The 17,076-nt window shown below is 48.7% G+C and carries 12 protein-coding genes and 4 pseudogenes; all 16 read right to left on the minus strand.

The annotated features are described in order from the left end of the window. Nucleotides 1–74 precede the first annotated feature (74 nt). Nucleotides 75–1,919, minus strand: coding sequence for an ABC transporter ATP-binding protein (locus tag L0M14_RS14145; protein ID WP_235122661.1), 1,845 nt, complete (start codon nucleotides 1,917–1,919; stop codon nucleotides 75–77). Next, nucleotides 1,916–3,716, minus strand: a pseudogene (locus L0M14_RS14150) (ABC transporter ATP-binding protein). The gene L0M14_RS14145 and the pseudogene L0M14_RS14150 overlap by 4 nt, the downstream one beginning before the upstream one ends. A gap of 346 nt (nucleotides 3,717–4,062) precedes the next feature. Beyond that, on the minus strand, nucleotides 4,063–4,641 hold the full coding sequence (locus L0M14_RS32235) for a GH32 C-terminal domain-containing protein (RefSeq protein ID WP_405031078.1): 579 nt from the start codon (nucleotides 4,639–4,641) through the stop codon (nucleotides 4,063–4,065). Beyond that, a pseudogene (locus L0M14_RS32240) lies at nucleotides 4,621–5,555 on the minus strand (glycoside hydrolase family 32 protein); the annotation flags it as partial. The pseudogene L0M14_RS32240 and the gene L0M14_RS32235, both read right to left, overlap by 21 nt. A gap of 91 nt (nucleotides 5,556–5,646) precedes the next feature. Next, nucleotides 5,647–6,483 carry a carbohydrate ABC transporter permease gene (locus L0M14_RS14165; protein ID WP_235122662.1) on the minus strand — a complete coding sequence of 279 codons (837 nt, stop codon included), beginning with the start codon at nucleotides 6,481–6,483 and terminating at the stop codon, nucleotides 5,647–5,649. 13 nt (nucleotides 6,484–6,496) lie between these two features. Further along, nucleotides 6,497–6,841, minus strand: a complete 345-nt coding sequence (locus tag L0M14_RS14170; RefSeq protein ID WP_311198903.1) for a carbohydrate ABC transporter permease — start codon at nucleotides 6,839–6,841, stop codon at nucleotides 6,497–6,499. Continuing rightward, nucleotides 6,822–7,142: a carbohydrate ABC transporter permease gene (locus L0M14_RS14175; protein WP_235122663.1), complete on the minus strand. Its 321-nt coding sequence runs from the start codon at nucleotides 7,140–7,142 to the stop codon at nucleotides 6,822–6,824. The genes L0M14_RS14170 and L0M14_RS14175 overlap by 20 nt, the downstream gene beginning before the upstream one ends. Continuing rightward, the gene (locus L0M14_RS14180; protein WP_235122664.1) at nucleotides 7,139–7,408 is read right to left on the minus strand and encodes a hypothetical protein; all 270 of its coding nucleotides are present in this window, start codon (nucleotides 7,406–7,408) and stop codon (nucleotides 7,139–7,141) included. Before L0M14_RS14180 ends, L0M14_RS14175 begins: the two co-directional genes overlap by 4 nt. Nucleotides 7,409–7,410: 2 nt before the next feature. After that, nucleotides 7,411–7,647, minus strand: coding sequence for an Ig-like domain-containing protein (locus L0M14_RS14185; RefSeq protein ID WP_235123082.1), 237 nt, complete (start codon nucleotides 7,645–7,647; stop codon nucleotides 7,411–7,413). Nucleotides 7,648–7,782: 135 nt separating this feature from the next. After that, nucleotides 7,783–7,974 (minus strand): annotated as a pseudogene (locus L0M14_RS31535) (GH32 C-terminal domain-containing protein); the annotation flags it as partial. Then, nucleotides 7,973–9,301: pseudogene (locus tag L0M14_RS14190) on the minus strand (glycoside hydrolase family 32 protein); the annotation flags it as partial. The pseudogenes L0M14_RS31535 and L0M14_RS14190, both read right to left, overlap by 2 nt. A 222-nt stretch (nucleotides 9,302–9,523) precedes the next feature. Continuing rightward, nucleotides 9,524–11,140 (minus strand): response regulator transcription factor, encoded by a 1,617-nt coding sequence (locus L0M14_RS14195; RefSeq protein WP_235122665.1) that lies wholly within the window; start codon nucleotides 11,138–11,140, stop codon nucleotides 9,524–9,526. 6 nt (nucleotides 11,141–11,146) lie between these two features. Beyond that, nucleotides 11,147–12,928, minus strand: a complete 1,782-nt coding sequence (locus L0M14_RS14200; RefSeq protein ID WP_235122666.1) for a cache domain-containing sensor histidine kinase — start codon at nucleotides 12,926–12,928, stop codon at nucleotides 11,147–11,149. Nucleotides 12,929–13,160: 232 nt separating this feature from the next. Next, nucleotides 13,161–13,994 carry an extracellular solute-binding protein gene (locus L0M14_RS14205; RefSeq protein WP_235122667.1) on the minus strand — a complete coding sequence of 278 codons (834 nt, stop codon included), beginning with the start codon at nucleotides 13,992–13,994 and terminating at the stop codon, nucleotides 13,161–13,163. Further along, nucleotides 13,954–14,511 carry an ABC transporter substrate-binding protein gene (locus tag L0M14_RS14210; protein WP_235122668.1) on the minus strand — a complete coding sequence of 186 codons (558 nt, stop codon included), beginning with the start codon at nucleotides 14,509–14,511 and terminating at the stop codon, nucleotides 13,954–13,956. The genes L0M14_RS14205 and L0M14_RS14210 overlap by 41 nt, the downstream gene beginning before the upstream one ends. Nucleotides 14,512–14,701: 190 nt before the next feature. Continuing rightward, nucleotides 14,702–17,014, minus strand: a complete 2,313-nt coding sequence (locus L0M14_RS14215; RefSeq protein WP_311198904.1) for a dynamin family protein — start codon at nucleotides 17,012–17,014, stop codon at nucleotides 14,702–14,704. Nucleotides 17,015–17,076 lie beyond the last annotated feature (62 nt).

Consider the following 17,076-nt stretch of genomic DNA (forward strand, 5'->3'; position numbering starts at 1 on the left):
TTTATTTAAACTTCTGGAAACCCGTATGTTCCAAGGCTCTATACATGTAAGGTAATTCAGCGAAATCTCCGCGTCTACACAGCATCTTGCAAAAATTTATATTGAGCATGAATGAGGCCGTAATAGATTTTTCGTTCTCTCATCAATTCTTCATGGCTGCCGCTCTCCATCATTTGTCCATGGTCCAGAACTATGATTTTATCCGCATTACGGATGGTGGAAAGACGATGTGCCACGATAAACGATGTCCGCCCAGCGAGTAGCGTCTTCAGCGCTTCCTGGATTTTGAGCTCGGTCTCGGTGTCGATACTGGCCGTTGCTTCGTCCAAGATTAGAATGCGAGGATCTGCGAGCAGCGCTCTCGCGAATGAGATCAGCTGACGCTGACCCATGGAGAGGACATTACCCCGCTCCTGTACTTCTGTATCATAGCCTTGCGGCAGTTCTGCAATAAAGTCGTGGGCATACACCGCTCTAGCCGCCATCTCGACTTCCGCATCCGTGGCATCCAGTCTGCCGAATCGAATATTGTCACGGATCGTACCCGAGAAAATAAACGTGTCCTGCAGCACGATACCAACCTGAGAGCGAAGGCTCTGGATCGTAACCTCGCGGATATCGTGACCATCGATCAGCACACGCCCTTCCACCGGATCATAGAACCGGCACAGGAGATTCATGATCGTACTTTTACCGGAGCCCGTATGTCCTACAAGAGCAATGGATTGGCCTGCTTTCACATCCAGATGGATCCCCTTCAGAGCAGGTCTGCCTTTTTCATACTCAAAGACGAGATTCTCGAACTTCACGTGACCGACGATATTCGGAAGCTCCCCCGCATCTTCATTCTCGGCTACAGAAGGCTTCTCGTCGATATATTCGAAGATTCGTTCCGACGAAGCCATAGCTACAAGCAGCTGCGAGTACATTTGCCCTAGCCGCGTAATCGGCTCCCAGAAGTACCCGATATAGGTCGCAAAGGCAACCAAGAGGCCCACCGAAATTTCTTTCGTTTCAATCATGTGCGCGCCAAGCCAGAACAAGATACAGTAACCAACCGCGCCAGTGATTTCGATAATCGGCCCGAAGCTCTGGTTCAGCATGGAAGCACGGTTCCAAGCCAACCGGTTCACCATGTTCATATTTTCGAAATATTGGATGTTCTCTTTCTCTTGCGTGTAAGCCTGTGTCACCCGAATACCTTGAATACATTCGTTCAGATGCGAGTTCAAGCGGGATTGCTTAATCGTTACATCCTGCCAGGCTCTTCTAATCTTCAAACGAAGCTTGGTTGAAATGATGAACATCAAAGGAACTGTTATAATGATCGCGGCGCCAAGCTTAAAGTTGTATGTAAGCAGAATCACCATGATGCCGCACAGCTGCACACAATCCACAAGCAGGTTGACAACACCGTTCGTAAATAAGTCTTGCAGGGAATTGACATAATTCGTAACCCTCACAAGGACTGACCCAGCCGGTCGTGTATCAAAGAAACGGAAAGAAAGCTTCTGGATATGGCTAAACAAGTCGTGCCTGAGATCGTAGATGACACGCTGCCCGATCAGATTCGTATATCGAATACGGAAGGTGTTAGCAGTCCATTGAATCAGGTATACACCTAGCATGATGCCCATGATCGTCAATAACAAGTTTCCATCTTTGGGAGTAATCGCACGGTCAATCGCATATTTGATAAGCAGGGGTACAGTAAGCTTCGTTAGAGCCCCCACAAACATCATAATAATAATCACCGGTAAAAACTGCCGGGCATAAGGCTTCATGTAGCCGAATAATCGTCGAAGCTGATTCCAATCAAACGGCTTGTCGATCAGTTCATCATCCTGATACACAAACCGTTGTCCGGACTGGCTGTCTTGCTCGATACCAGGCTTCGATTGCTTCGATTGGGTACTCAATGCGCTAACCTTCTTTCCAAGGGAGATGTAGAATAGGTATCCGAAGGCTTCATCCAATCCGCATCAGGCTGATCCGCGTACTGAATTTGATAGGTTTGACGATACAGCCCTTCCTGCTGAAGCAGCTCTTCATGAGTGCCTCGCTGGACGATTCTGCCTTCATCAAGCACAATAATTTCATCCGCATGCTTCAGAGACGATATGCGATGCGCAATGATGAATGTCGTACGGCCTTGCATCACTTCTTTGAAGCCGGCTTGAATCTCATGCTCCGTCTCCATATCTACCGCGCTCGTTGCATCATCAAGGATCAAGATCTTGGGGTCCTTGAGCAGTGCCCTAGCAATGGCAATCCGCTGCTTCTGACCGCCTGATAATCCGAGTCCACGCTCACCGACAACCGTATCGTACCCGAGCGGCAGCTCCATAATGAAATCATGAGCCTTCGCCAGCTTGGCTGCACGGATAATCTCTTCCATACTCACCTGCTTGCGGCCATAGGCAATATTATTGCGGATCGTAGATGAGAACAGGAACGTCTCCTGAAACACCGCAGCCACTTGTTTGCGGACACTCTCCACCTGGATGCTGCGCAGATCCTTTCCGTCCAACGCGATGGTGCCTTCCTTGACGTTGTAGGCTCTCATGAGAAGACTTACAACCGTTGTCTTGCCAGAGCCCGTGCTTCCAAGCAACCCAATCACAGAGCCGGCAGGAGCATCTACAGAGAAATTGTATAAAGCAGGCTGTTTTTCCGGATAGGCAAAGGTAACATTGTCAAAGCGAACATGTCCTTGTACCTCCTGATCTGCCAGTGACACAGCACCTGCTTGATCCTTGACATGCAAGTATTGATGGAGGATTTCTAGAATCTTCTCCCCGGAAGCCTTCGTTTGTGTAAAGTTATTAATATGGAACCCTAGCCCCCACATAGGCCCGATAATATACCAAATGATACTGAAGCAGGCGACAAGCTCACCTAATGTAATCGTATCCTGAACCACCATGTAACCGCCTACACCAAGCAGAAGCACGACGCTTAGATTCGCGAGAATCTCCATAATGGGGAAGATTTGGCCCAAATAAAGGACGTCTCCACGTTCATAGCCCGGTACTCTTCGTTATGCGAGGCGAATTTCTTAACTTCATAAGGCTCGCGGGCAAAGGATTTCACAGTCCGTACGCCTGTAATGTTCTCCTGCACAGCAGTCGTCATCGTTCCCAGCGATTTGCGGACCATACGAAAAGCAGGGTGGATCTTTCCCTCAAACCGGATGGCGGTGAAAGCCAAAAACGGCATTGAAATCATCGTCAGCAGCGTCAGCTTCCAGTTGATTGAGAACATCATGCTCATACCGAAGATCAGCATAAGGAAGACGTTCAAAATTTGGGCAAAGCCGAAGCCGACAAAGTTTCCGGATTGCTTCCAGGTCCGCTGTCAAACGGGACATCAGATCGCCCGTACGCGCCTGATCATAGTATTGAAACGACAAATATTGAAGCTTGTTATACAGGGCGTTGCGCAATCGATAGGCAACCCGGTTGCCGAGTCTCCCTCCGCATAAGCCATGCAGAAACTGAAACATCCCTTTCAGGGAGACGACCCCGACAACGAAAAGCGAAAGCTTCGGAACCAACCCGAATTGCTGCTTGGCAATCACCTCATCGATCAAATACCGGAGCAAATTCGGATACACAAGCCCCAGCCCCGTTGCCGTCATCAAGCAAAGAATCGATGCGAACAACAGCTTTTTTCTGGGGCCAATAAAATTGCTTCAACTGCCTGAAAACATCCACCTGCGAGCACCCTCCTCAAGAAGGAAAAATTGGGAATAGCCAAGAAAGCGTTTTAATACTTAATGAATCTTAACACCATCGCTATCTAGCAGCAACGAGAGGAAAACCCGATTTAAACGCTTAAATCCGCATAACTTCACAAAAACTGGCATCAATCCATATCTTTCTTGAATATAATCTGAATCCTATCGTTTGTAAGCCCTTTCATAAGAACGCGCGTTCATTGTTGAAAAACACAACGGCAGTCAGGATATGTGGATTGACCTTCTCACAGAATCGGGCTGTATTCGAACAACCTTTTTCCCGTAAGAACGTCTATCAGCTGTACTCCATTCTGCCGTTTTTTTTATCTTTTTAGATTCAAATCCCATACTTCGAGCGATTCCAGCTCTGCTTCACACACTCTGGTAAACACCTTGATTCCCAAACTGTCCGCTTTCGGATAAATCCGATTGGTCATCGTCTTTTCTCCGCCATTTGCAAATAATTCAACTGATGACCGGTCCAGGAAAAGGTGCAAGCGAACCAATCCATCGGCCGCATTCGCCAAATATGCCTCGCAAGTTCCTCCATTCCCTTCTCCACTGAAAGTCCTATCAACCTTCAGCTTACGTTCCCTCGGCTCAAAAGCAACTTCTGTATATTCTTTGCCATCATCCGAACAACGAAGCTTCAAACCAAACTCTCCAGCAGGAATTGACGGATTCGTCTTGAAGACGGCTATCAGCTCCAAGACATCCCCCCGCAAATTGGAAATGATCAGCTCCGTATCTGCTGCTAGCAACATCCGGTCCACATGCCGGTGGTTTGCCCGAAGCTGCTGTAGCTCCTCTACAGGCAACATTCGAAGTGTCCCGTCATCCGCTAGCTTCAGCTCGCGCGGAACCGAAAATGCCCCAGCCCAACCGTTCGCCTGCTCAGGCATCGCGGATCCCCACATATTCATCCAGCCAATCAGAAGACGACGTCCCTGACCGTCTAAGAATGTTTGCGGCGCATAAAAGTCAGATCCATGATCTAAACGATCCGCAATGTCGTAACGAAATTCTCCAGTCTCATAGTCAAATTCCCCCGTGAGATACATGGTCTTCGTTGCTCCCATATTCATCGGCGAAATAATAAGAGCGTGACGGCCCTCGCTCCCGAGCGAGAACAAATCCGGGCACTCCCACATATCCCCCATCGTACCGTCACTTTCAGCTGCAATTCCTAGAAAAGACCAAGTCTTCAAATCCTGAGACCGGTAAAGCAGCGCTTTGCCCAAGCCGTCCTTCCCATAGCCTAAGACCATATACCACATGCCGCCATATTGCCACACTTTAGGATCTCGAAATCCGAAGCCTCCCTCCTCTGGAGGTCCGGCGATAACGGGGTTATGCGGCGCTTTTTCAAAAATGATACCATCCGTGCTTGTTGCCACACATTGAACCTCGATAGGCGATCTCCCGTCAACATGCCCTGCCTGTAAACCAGTGTTAACACACCGTTATCATCCACCGCGCTGCCGGACCAACAGCCGTACCCTCCGCTTTCGCCCAGATCATAATACTCAGATGGCGCTAATGCGATAGGCAGATGCTCCCACGTGATTAAATCTTTACTCTTGGCATGCCCCCAGTGCATCGGGCCCCATTTCGCTTCGTGCGGATGATACTGGTAGAAAATATGATACTCCCCTTTAAAAAAGATCAGTCCATTCGGATCGTTCATCCAACCCGCAGGCGGCATGAAATGATAACGCAACCTGTAATGGTCCTCTCTGAGTTGTTCCTTACCTGCTTCTTGCCGGTTATGGCTTTCGCCTCGTTCCACATCGCGGTTTTCATCATTATGATCCATTATGTTTCATCACCTGGCCAATTCGTCTCTTTTTATAAATATGAAATAAAAGCTGCACATTCTTCTTCGATGCCATCGTACCGGGCGAAGTTTAACCTTTAATCCCGGACATTGTGATTCCTTGAATATAGTAGCGCTGAAGGAACAGGAACAGCAGCAGAATCGGTGCTGTCGAAATCGTATTAGCAGCCAGCACTTTGGACCAATCCGTTCCTTCATTAGAGGAAAACGTAGAGATCCCGACTTGGATCATCTGCATCTTTTGGTCGTTAATCACAATAAGCGGCCATAGATATGAATCCCAATTGCCCAGAAAAGTCATCAAACCAAGGGTAATTAATGCAGGAACAGCGGCAGGCAGTACGATCGAAAGGAAGGTTCGCGGCAAGCTTGCACCGTCGATCCGGGCCGCTTCCATCATTTCATTCGGGACCTCTGCAAAAAACTGCCGAAGCATGAAGATGCCAAATACGGAGAGCATCGAGGGCACGATGAGTGCTTTGTACGAATTGAGCCATCCCAAGTCATGCATGAGCAAATAGTTAGGCACCAGCGTAACTTCGCCCGGAATAATCATCGCCGACATAAATAAGGCAAATACGACGGACTTTAATCGGAAGCGCAGCTTTGCAAAAGCAAATGCCGCCATGGAATTGATGACCAACACTAGGAACGTTACCACCGTGGCAACGAATAGCGTATTCCAGATATAGCGAAGGAACGGATCCCGTGCGTTAAAGATAACTTGATGGAAATTCTTTGCAGTCCACTCCACAGGAACAATAAGATGAATGTCCAGCGACGTATATTTAAACAGCTCCTGATAAGGGCGAAATGAACCTGCTACCATCCAAAGAATCGGTGCAACCGAAACCAAGGCAATTAGTATCATGACCATCCATCTGCCGCAGGTATAAATTCGATTCACGGCCGTTCCTCCTTCATGATGCATCTGCATCCTTGTTGAATAATTTCATTTGAATCAACGAGATGGTCAAAACAATAGCAAACAATACGAACGCCGCCGCTGTGGCATATCCCATTCTCATCTGGGTAAATGCTTGCTTGTAGATGTAATAGACGACGGTTTCCGTAGAGCTGTTCGGTCCTCCGTTTGTGAGTACGAAGACAAGACCCGACAGCTTGATTGCATCAATCGTCGTCATAATGACGACAAATGCCATGGTTCGATTCAGCAGCGGCAGTGTAATTTTCACAAACTGTTGCAGCTTCGTAGCCCCGTCTACTCTAGCAGCTTCATATAAATCAGGAGATATATTGTTCAGACCGGCTAAAAAAGATAATCATGAAAAATCCCGCACCCTTCCAGATGCCAAGCATAATGATGCCGTTCATGGCCGTCTCCGGGTTGGATAAGAAATTCGTTACCGGTAAATGGAAAGCTTTCAGTACACTGTTGAGCAAGCCGAATTCTTTGTTGTAAATGAGCTTGAACACCGTAGCGGCAACCGCCGTTGATACGATGACCGGAATGAAATACAACGTTCGGAACAGCCCGGATGCCGCCGACTTCTTTTGAATGAGCATAGCTAATGCTAAAGCAATACTGGTTTGAATCGGAATCACGATAATTGCGAAGTGAAAGGAATGCACGAGACTTTTGAAAAAGCCAGATCCTTCATCAGATTAGCGTAATTATCTAAACCGACAAAGACATCTCCCGCTCCAACCAGCGAGTAATTTTTGAAGCTGATGATAAAAGCCTGTAGCATCGGGTAGAACACAAACACCAGCAGCAAGGCCAACGCCGGCAGGATGAACCACAGAGCTGTAAACTGTTCATGCCTGCGGAAGCTCGATGATCTTGTTTTTCTGGTAACGGCTGATTCCACGGTTATTCCTCCTTCTTGTTGTCAAATACAAATACGTGAAATGAGGCATGTATACGGCCATCTATGCTAACTGCCTGTATGACGGCTTGACCCGGTTTGATTCCCTTCACTTTAGCGCCTTCCTTCACCCCTTCTACCATGGCAACCGATGGATCGCTGGACTCCCGAATGGAGGGATTGGCGCTGAACGGTACAACAGAAGCTTCCATCAAGCCTGTTTCCCCTGCTCCGACATCCATCGAGTCTCTGCCCAAAGCAATCCGAAGCGGTTCAGTGCTATCCGGGTCTTCATTACGCCATACCGTCCTCAGCGGATAGAAGGTGGCCTGATCCAGAGTGATGCCGCCGGTTGCAGATGATAACGACAGTGCGCTGCTTGTCGGATTCGGAAAGATAATAGATGAAATGACGGCCTGTCCGTCGTTTGCAAACACTTCCAGACTTGACGAATCCACGAAAAAGCGCAGCTTGAGCGGGGGGGGGGGGGGGGGGGGGGGGGGTCTTATCCTTGAGTCCCACAGGCGCAGACATCGTTTCTGCAAAATCTTTCTCAAACGAGGTGACACCGGAATGGGTCCTGTCCACCGTCAATAGTCCGCTTCCCTCATCATAACTAACAGTCGTTGCTTGACTGCTTCCCTTGCGCAGCTCGAAGGTAAATCGTGCTTTCGGTTCTACAGTCAGCTCTGTAGTAAGCTCATATGAGACTCCTTTCAAATCCATGAACGGATTATGATCAGCAGTTACAAGCTGCTTCGGCAGCGTAACTTCCTTGCCTCTTAAGGACTCAAGCTCTTGGATCGGTTCCTGAACCATGCGCAGGCCTTGACCTTCAATCATCCGCAATTTCAGCTCACGCGGTATCGACATATTGCCTTTCCAACCGCTGGTTGGCATGGAGAACGGATACCGCCAATTGGACATCCACCCCAGCCAGATGCGCCTGCCGTCTTTCACCGGGATATCGGAATACGAGACAGCCGCATAATAGTCTTTGCCGTAATCGGTCCAAAGCACATCCGACGGATGATTATCGTTCTTGAACGATGCTCCGTCAAATGATCCGATGAAGTACTGCGCTGTCGAACCTTTTGTCGTTTTATTGCTCCCTACGCTTACCGTCAGCACCCATTTCGTTTCTTTACTCCCTTCTACAGGAAGCTCGAATAGATCCGGGCACTCCCAGACAGCGGCATGTGACCCTTGGTCACTTCCAAACTCGCTCGTCATCGTCCAATCCTTCAAATTTGGCGATTTGTAGAATCGGACACGGTTATCCACAGATACTACCATCACCCAGGAATGGCTGGGCTCGTGCCAGATCACTTTTGGATCCCTAAAGTCTTTAAGGCCTGGATTCGGAATGACCGGATTGCCCGCATACTTTGTCCAAGTTCTTCCTTTATCGCTGCTGTATGCGATGCTTTGGGATTGAAGCCCGCCTTTAAAATGAGTAAATATCGCCACAAGTCCCGCTTTACCTCCGAAAAAGCCGCTCGTATCATCGCGGTCCACCACTGCGCTGCCCGACCAGATCTCCCCCAGCGAATCTCTAGCCAGGGCCACGGGCAGATGCTCCCAATGGATCAAATCCTTGCTAACTGCATGTCCCCACTGCCCGCTATTTTGATAAAATTGATGAAATTCACCCTCGAAATAAACCATCCCATTCGGATCGCTCATATTGCCCGACGGGGGCGACAGATGATATTGAGGACGGTAAGGCTCCGTATAATAAGCAGGATCACTCGAATAATTGAAAGATGCTGCGAGCTTTGAGGTCTCTTGATGGCTTCTATTGACCATTAGTACAGTCCCTCCGATTCCTATACATACTGCCGCAAGCGCTCCAGTTGTCCATAACCATGTTCTCTTGCTCATGCTTCCCTCCATACTTCGCTTTTGTCGTCATAGACTGTACGGTAATTGTATAAAAGACGCCCCGAGAAAGATTTCAATTTCATCTGCACATCCCTTTTAATTTCATTTGCAACTCGTTCAAGAAGTATGGCTACCGTTTCGCGTTCCTTCTACTTGCCTTGCTTTTCGTAATAAAAAGCATAGAATCGGAAAAAGCCCGCTGCAGTTGCAGGGGCTTAAAGACATTCATGGATACTAACTGCCGAGCAGTTCATCCCTATATTCCTTTGGACCTTTGCCGTACCATTTTTTGAAAGCAGTGCTGAAATAGCTGGAGCTGGAATAGCCGACCAATGTGGCGATGTCCGTCAATTTCAGTTCATTTTCTTTAAGCAGTTCCACCGCTTTTTGAAGGCGGAGCCGCGTTACATAGTCACTGAAGGTTGCTCCTGCCTGCTGCTTGAACAGTCCAGACAAATAGGTTTCATTCAAATGAAACATATCGGCAAGAGAGGACAAGGTCAGCTCATAGCAAAAGTTCTCGTCTACATATTTACGAATCGCTTCCGTCATCTGCTGACCACTGGAAAACCGTGTCTTTTTAACCTGCTCCATAACAAGCCGAGCCATGTCATGCAGTTGTTCCATAACCTGCTCTCTCGATTGATAATCACGTACGGACATTTGACAATTCCACAAATACGTCTGGAGCGAGGGATCACCTAATTCAAACTTTTTGGCAATCGCGCTAAACATCAGGATCAGCCTAAGCATGACAAACGTAAATACAAACATAGGTGTATCATGATGATCCGAAAATAGTTCATGCACTTGTTTGGTAAAGGAATGCATATCGAGGTTTTCAATGGATTGCATCAACTTGCGCTCCGCTTCAGGGGAGAACGCATTCGCCAGTTGAGACATGTGGTGCCTCTCATCCGTTTTGCCTGACTTCACGGTACTCAGACTCCATGCCAGCATGCTTGAAGCGTACCCGTGCTTGAACTGCTTCAGTCCTTTGATTGGCTCTCCAATCCCTGAGACACTGTCCACTCTCAAATAACTCCGTATGTTCCTCTTTATGTCATGAACGAACGAATCTACGAAGCCTTGATTTCGATTGCTCTCCTCTTCAATAGGAATCAGAAAGTGCACCATCGCAGGATGGCTAACATCATAAAAGGGGTATACGTGTCCCTTCTTTTCCGCTGTTTCCCGGCATAGGAGCAGGAGCGCTAAGTAAAGCAAATCCTTACGCTGGCTCCCATCATCGAGTCTGCCTTGCGGTATTCTCATCTCTACGGTGACAAATTGCGCCTTAACCTGCTCCTCGGACAAAAAATCAAGCTGCACTTGCTGCAGCCTTTCTTGGACAACCGGCAGGCTAAACCATTCATCTTTAACCAGCTGCCAAATCACCTGCTCCTGCATCATTTGAAAAAGCTGATGATTCTTCAATTCTTCCTGATCCTGCTGTCGTTCCCGGGCGCGGTCCGCTTCCAATTCGTCAGCCAATTTCTGCAGAAGTGCTGTTAATTCACTGCGGATGACCGGCTTCAGCAGATAGTCCTTCACACCGTATTGAATTGCAGCCTTCATATATTCATAATCGGAATAACCGGATAGCACAATGATCCGCATGTGAGGGTACTTCTCTTTGCACGCCTTGATGAGCTCGATGCCATTCATCTGAGGCATCCGGATATCCGTCATCATGACGTCCGGCTGACGTCCTTCACTCAACAGCTGCATCGCCTCCAATCCGCTGGATGCTTCCGCATCGATCGTATAACCGGCTGCCCGCCAATCTATTTTCGCCTTAATGCTGTTGCGAACACCAGCTTCATCGTCTACCAGCATCAAAGAATACATAAGCAATCAACTCCTCACGATCGGTAAACATAGTGATATTTCCGTACCTTCTCCAGGTTCAGAATGCAAGATGCAATCAAACGCTTCTCCATACATCAAGCGGCACCGCGACAATACATTTCGAAGCCCAATACTGTGCCCCTCACTGTTAAGAACGGATGCCAAATCCCCTTTACGGTGCCCGTTTCTCAGATCATCTGCCAGATCCGGCTGCATACCGATGCCATTGTCAGTTACCGTAAGCAGCAGACATTCATTCCTGATTGCCGTTTCGATATGAATTTGAGCCGTTCCTTCCTTTTCCAAACTGTATTTCACCGCATTTTCAACAATAGGCTGCAAAATGAATTTAGCAATCACTAGCTGTGCGGCTTGTGGATCTTCTTTGATCGTGACCTGCAACCTTACTTCATGCCGAAGATGAAGAATGAATAAGTAATCTCGAATGTAAGCCATCTCTTCCGACACTTTGACCAAATCCGTATTCAGGTTCAAGGAATAGCGCATCATTTTACCTAACGCTTCCGTTGCGTCCATCACTAAGTCTTCCCGCTTCATAGCGGCTAGACCGCTAATAATTTCAAGCGTGTTATTGTAAAAATGCGGATTGATCTGGAGCAGCAGCGCTTTGTACTCGGCGTTTCGCTTGCTCAGGTTTGTTTCAAATTCCGTTTCGATCAAGTGGCGCAGTCTGACCGTCATTTGTTCAAAAACTGCTGTCACGTAGTCCACTTCGCTATGGCCGTCGCGGACCTTCGGCATGAGCTGCTCTGCTTGTCCAAATTCGCCGCGCTGCACATATTTCATAGCTCTGGCCATGCGGCTAAGCGGCTTAGTAATACCTGCCGACAGCCAGAAAGCGGCCAGCATCGCAAGAATTAACAGCACTACGCTCACAATGAGAATGGTCTGGCGTATGTATGAGATCTGTTCATATAATTCCCGTTCGGGTACGATACCTGCTATGATCCAATCCTGCCCAGGCAGTTTACGATAGAAGAACAGACGGCTTTCACCGCTTTGCTTGAGTGGAAACACACCATAATTCGAGTCTCGATAACGTATCTCTATCTCTGAGAGCGCTGCACTGAGATCACTCTGCTCCGCATCAATGTCCTGATTCAGCACACTCTGTCCATCATGCGTCAATAAGATAACTCTGCCTGTCCGGCCGATCGTGATCTTGCCAATCGTATCGCGCAGCAGAGAAGTAGGATAGTTGACCTTAATGATGCCTGCACTTCGAAAAGATTGAAGCTGAACGAGCGGGAAGATAAAACTGTTCACCGAACGGCTCCTCATGTATTCATCCGGTTGATCGACATCCTTATGGGCAATAGTCCATCGTTTATTCACAGTCGTGAACTCCTCGTACCATGCCGCGGTCTTGTAAGAGCGATCCTGCGTCCATAATCCTCCTGTCTCCTCGGTAAATGCGCTTATGGAAATTCCGTTGGAATTATTAACCGCATACGAGGAAAAAAACTCGCGCACTCGCTGCTTAGCGGCGACTTTGTCTCGGCTCGAAAGTTCCGAGCTCCCTTGTACAGCGAGCCAGTCCTGTGTCATTCTGCTGCCCATGACCTGGTTCCCCGTGTCTTCCACCTGCTTTAAGAGTGTTGTCACGTGAGAAGCGAACTGCTCCATCGTTTGTGTCGTGGAGGATTCTATGGAAGTTTTAATGATTGTGGTCGATGCTTCACTCAGAATGAAGGCCAGCAGTGCAAATGGGAAAATGAGCAAGACTGCAAATACAGCCAGCAAACGGCTCCTCAATGAAAAAAACATGACTCTCCTCTCCTTCTTCATGATGACAGAGCTTTCCATTTGATCGAAGAATCCTCTAAGGTGGCAACAAACTGTGCTAGGAACCAGCTGGACACCTCCGAAACTACAGATCTCGTCTCTTCATATTATCGCCAATTACGTAAACTCGATCGGTATTAAAATACGAACACGGTTGTTTAGCAGGAACGCGACAAGGAGACGATCAACATGATTCGTCCCCTTGACTTTGTATTTATTTTTTCTGCTGCTTTTCTAAGTCTGCATAGGCTTGATCAATCGTTGTTATCGCATCGGAGACAGCTGCATCGATATTTCGTTTGCTGATGGTAACATCCTCAAACATTTTGTTAACAGCATCGGACATTTGCGGAAAAATCGGCGTAATCGGGCGCGGTCTGCCGAATTTCTGGTTTTGCACGACGAAGACGTTCTTCGGATATTCATTCAGTTCCGGGAAATCCTTTGCCGCCGAATAACGGGATGGTATATCTTTGGTCATTTCACAATACATCTTTTGACCGTCATGGCCGGTTACGAAATTGATAAACTTCCAAGCTTCATCCGAGTGTTGGCTTTTCGAAGAAATTCCTAGGGCCCAGCTTCCATTGGCAACTGCCTGTGCGGATTCTTTGGGAAGTGGGGCGATATCATAATCAACACCAAGCTTAAAGTCCGGGAACTTCTCCTTCAGATTCGCCAGTGACCAGGAGCCGTCGATCGTAATCCCCAGCTTACCGTTCGGGAATGGATCCGGCGGATACTCCATGGCGGATACTTGATCCTTATTATACAAATCGGAGAAGAATTGAATCGCTTTCTTCGTTTGCGCCGAATCGAGATACCCTTTGGATGTTTTACCGTCAGGGCTCATGATCTCCCCGCCGAATTGCCAAACGATCGGATACTTAAAATACGCGGTGCCGCCTGCACTGCCAAAGCCTTGAGCCGGATCAATTCCAAACACACCATTCGCCGGATCATTGATTTTCTTAGCTGCATCCAGGACCTGCTCCCAAGTCCAAGGCTCATCCGGATTTTTTCGATGGGAGTGGAATCCCCTTGGCATCAAATAATTTCTTATTATAAAACATGGCAATAGAGGATTCCGTCAGTGGAGCCATATAAATTTCATTCTGGTATGTGTACGTCGCAAGTGTAGATTTAGGAATGTCATCCATATTACCGTCTGCTTTGAAATACGAAGTCAGCGGCTTCAGCGCCCCCGCGTTGGCATAGGATCCCAGTGTCGGCGCATCAAGCGCCATGATATCCGGCGGGCTGCCGGAAGCAATAGATACCCTCAGCTTGGTATCATAATCCGAGTAGGGAATCGGTGTCATTTCTACCGAGATATTCGGGTTCTTTTCCATAAAGGCGGCAACCAGCTTATCATAAGCGGCGTTTTCCGTGTCATTTCCTGAATTTCTCCAGAAGGTCAGGTGTACGTTTTCATCTTTTTTACCGGCTGATTCTGTCGGCTTCGTCCCTGGTGTGGAGGATGTGACATCTCCTTGGCTTGAACATCCGGCGAGTAATCCGCCGATCACTACTGCACTGCATACGGCTTGACTGAATCTCTTCATTGCTAATGCCCCTCTCTCGATTGTCTGTTGTTGTTTCTTGTCATCATCTTATCAAAGGAAAGAGGAGAAAAAATTCAAAATGCTCTGCAAAGCACTTCTAAAATCATCATCATCATTCAGAAAATGCTCCTAAAGTGCAAGAGATGCTCCCGCCGGTTTAGCGAGAACATCCCTTTTGCACGATGTTGAATTACTCCATTAAATCAACCAACTGCTGCTTAAGTCCAGTTAATTCATCCAAATCAATTTTCATCTCGAGGGCGCCAAGCATACCCTTGCTATGCTCGGTAACCTCACTTATTAGCTTCTCCTTCAATTGGCCAATCCAATCTTCCAACTGCCCGGAGTAGGTTTGGTCCAGTATGTGTGAATACTCATCCATCAATCTGGATACCGGCTCATTCACGCGCTGTTCCAGTTCAGCCCTAAGCTTGCTCTTCCCGTCACCTTCAAAGAACTGTTTCGTATTTTTAAAATAGCTCTGAAGCAGACGGTCCGTCACTTCGGCGGCTTCAAGCTTACCTTCAACAGTAGGTGTTGTAAAACGATTAGCCGTATACTCTTCACAGGCAAAGCCTTCTAATAGCTCCGCAGCTTGTTCCGACCAACGATTCAATCGAGCTTGAGACAATTGATTCATTTTATTCTCGATCCGCAGTGTAGTGGCAAGCACCTCTTGCGATAAATCGTAAGCAATCATTCGCTGCAATTCATTCCAAGCCAGCTTCAGCGCTTGCTTCGGATCACGCGCTTCTTCACGGAAGGTCGACGAATTGAAGGCGTAGTTGTAAAGCTCACCGAAACGATACATCGTTCTCTGCTTCACATAGTATAGGAGCTCTTGGATTTCTTTCCGTAGCTCTCGCAGATCAGCTGTACCATCCGCATCGCTTAGAAGCTTAAGACAGCCGGATTCAGCCTGCTCCAATGAAGCTATCTGCTGCTTTCGCTGTTCTTCCCCATGCTTAGCCGACTCCAGCCAATGCTGCATAGTCTGAACCGCACGAGACATTTCCAAATTGGCGGAGTGAATGGCAACCTCGCTTAGCTCTCCTAACGTAAACTTCACGAAATCCTGCTCAAACGGTGTAATTTGTGATTGCTGCACGAGTCTGTGATCTCCGGTAACCTTCCCTTCCGCCGCCAAATAACTGGAAATCGGATATATACGAGGATGACGAATGCCGTGCTGCAGCAGGTTGGTCTCCACGTGCTTCACAACGCCTTCGAGCTCTTCCTGACTGGAGGCCAGGTCAGCTGCATTTACAATGAAAAACATTTTATCCATTTCAAAGCTATCCTTGACGCGACCGAGCTGCAGAAGGAACTCACGATCCGCTTGAGAAAAGGCATGATTATAGTAGGTGACAAAAAGAATGGCATCCGCATTCTTAATATAATTAAACGCGACTCCCGTGTGACGTGCATTAATGGAGTCCGCTCCCGGTGTATCCACAAAAATAATACCTTGATCAGTCAGAGGATTCGAATAATAAAGTTCAATAAACTCAACAAAGCAGGATTTTGACTCTTCTGCTACATAGCCTGAGAATTCATCCTTTGTAATTTTAAGCTCAGAACCCAGCTTGCTTCTTGCCTCGGACCATCCCTTCTCGACTGCCTTTAAGAAGGAGTAATGCGGCTTTCCTTTCGGCGTTACATCAGCAGGTGTAAGCTTGCCGATTCGCAGCAATGCCGAATCCATGTCGTGGGCCTGGACGCCAAGCAGCTCAAGTGAATAGAGCACATCCTGCAAAATGGCGTCGGCGGTCTTCATTTTGACCTTGGCCGTACCGTGCGGCCATCCGTCCTGCGGCGGCATAATCCGGTTGATCGCCGCCGTCGTCGGGTTCGGCGACACCGGCAGGACGCGTTCGCCGATCAACGCATTGGCGAACGAGGACTTGCCGGCGCTGAAGGCGCCGAACAGCGCAATCGTGAACGTCCGCTTGCGCAGACGTTCAGCCTTGTCGCGCATGGAGCGCGCCAGAGAGCTCATCGACGGCAGCCCGTCGATGAGCTCCGCCGCTGAGCGCAGCGAGGCGGCTTTGCGCTCCATGCGCCCCACGTGTTCGCCCGAGGCGAACACGGAAGGCGCTGCCGCAGCCTCCGCAGGCGCTGCGGCGGCATTCGAGGCTGCCTGCGCGGTGTGGGCAGCCTGCAGGATCGTGCCCATGGAGGTCACATGCAGCCCCCCGCCTTGCGGGGCGGCAGCCGGCTCCTTCATGGAGGCCGTGAACTGCTGCATATCAGGCAGCGCCGGCGGAAGCGGCTTCCGCCAGCTGGCCATTTGCAGCAGTTCACGCCGCGCAGCGGCCTCGGCTTCCTCGAGCCGCTGCAGCTCTTTATAGGCGCTGAGACGTTCGTCCAGCGCCTTGAGCTCTTCCGCAAGCGCAGCAGCGGCTTGCGAGGAGCGCTCGCCGACCGCGGCGGCGAGCCGGTCAATCAATGCGAACGCCTGCTTGCGGTACTGCTGCTTCACATCAGAAGCTACCTGCTTCATGTAGTTCAGCGTGTACTCGCCCCCAAAGACAGCTCCGGCATGCACCTGCGCAGCAAGCCAAT

Source organism: Paenibacillus hexagrammi (assembly GCF_021513275.1).
GTDB classification, from domain to species: Bacteria; Bacillota; Bacilli; order Paenibacillales; family NBRC-103111; genus Paenibacillus_E; species Paenibacillus_E hexagrammi.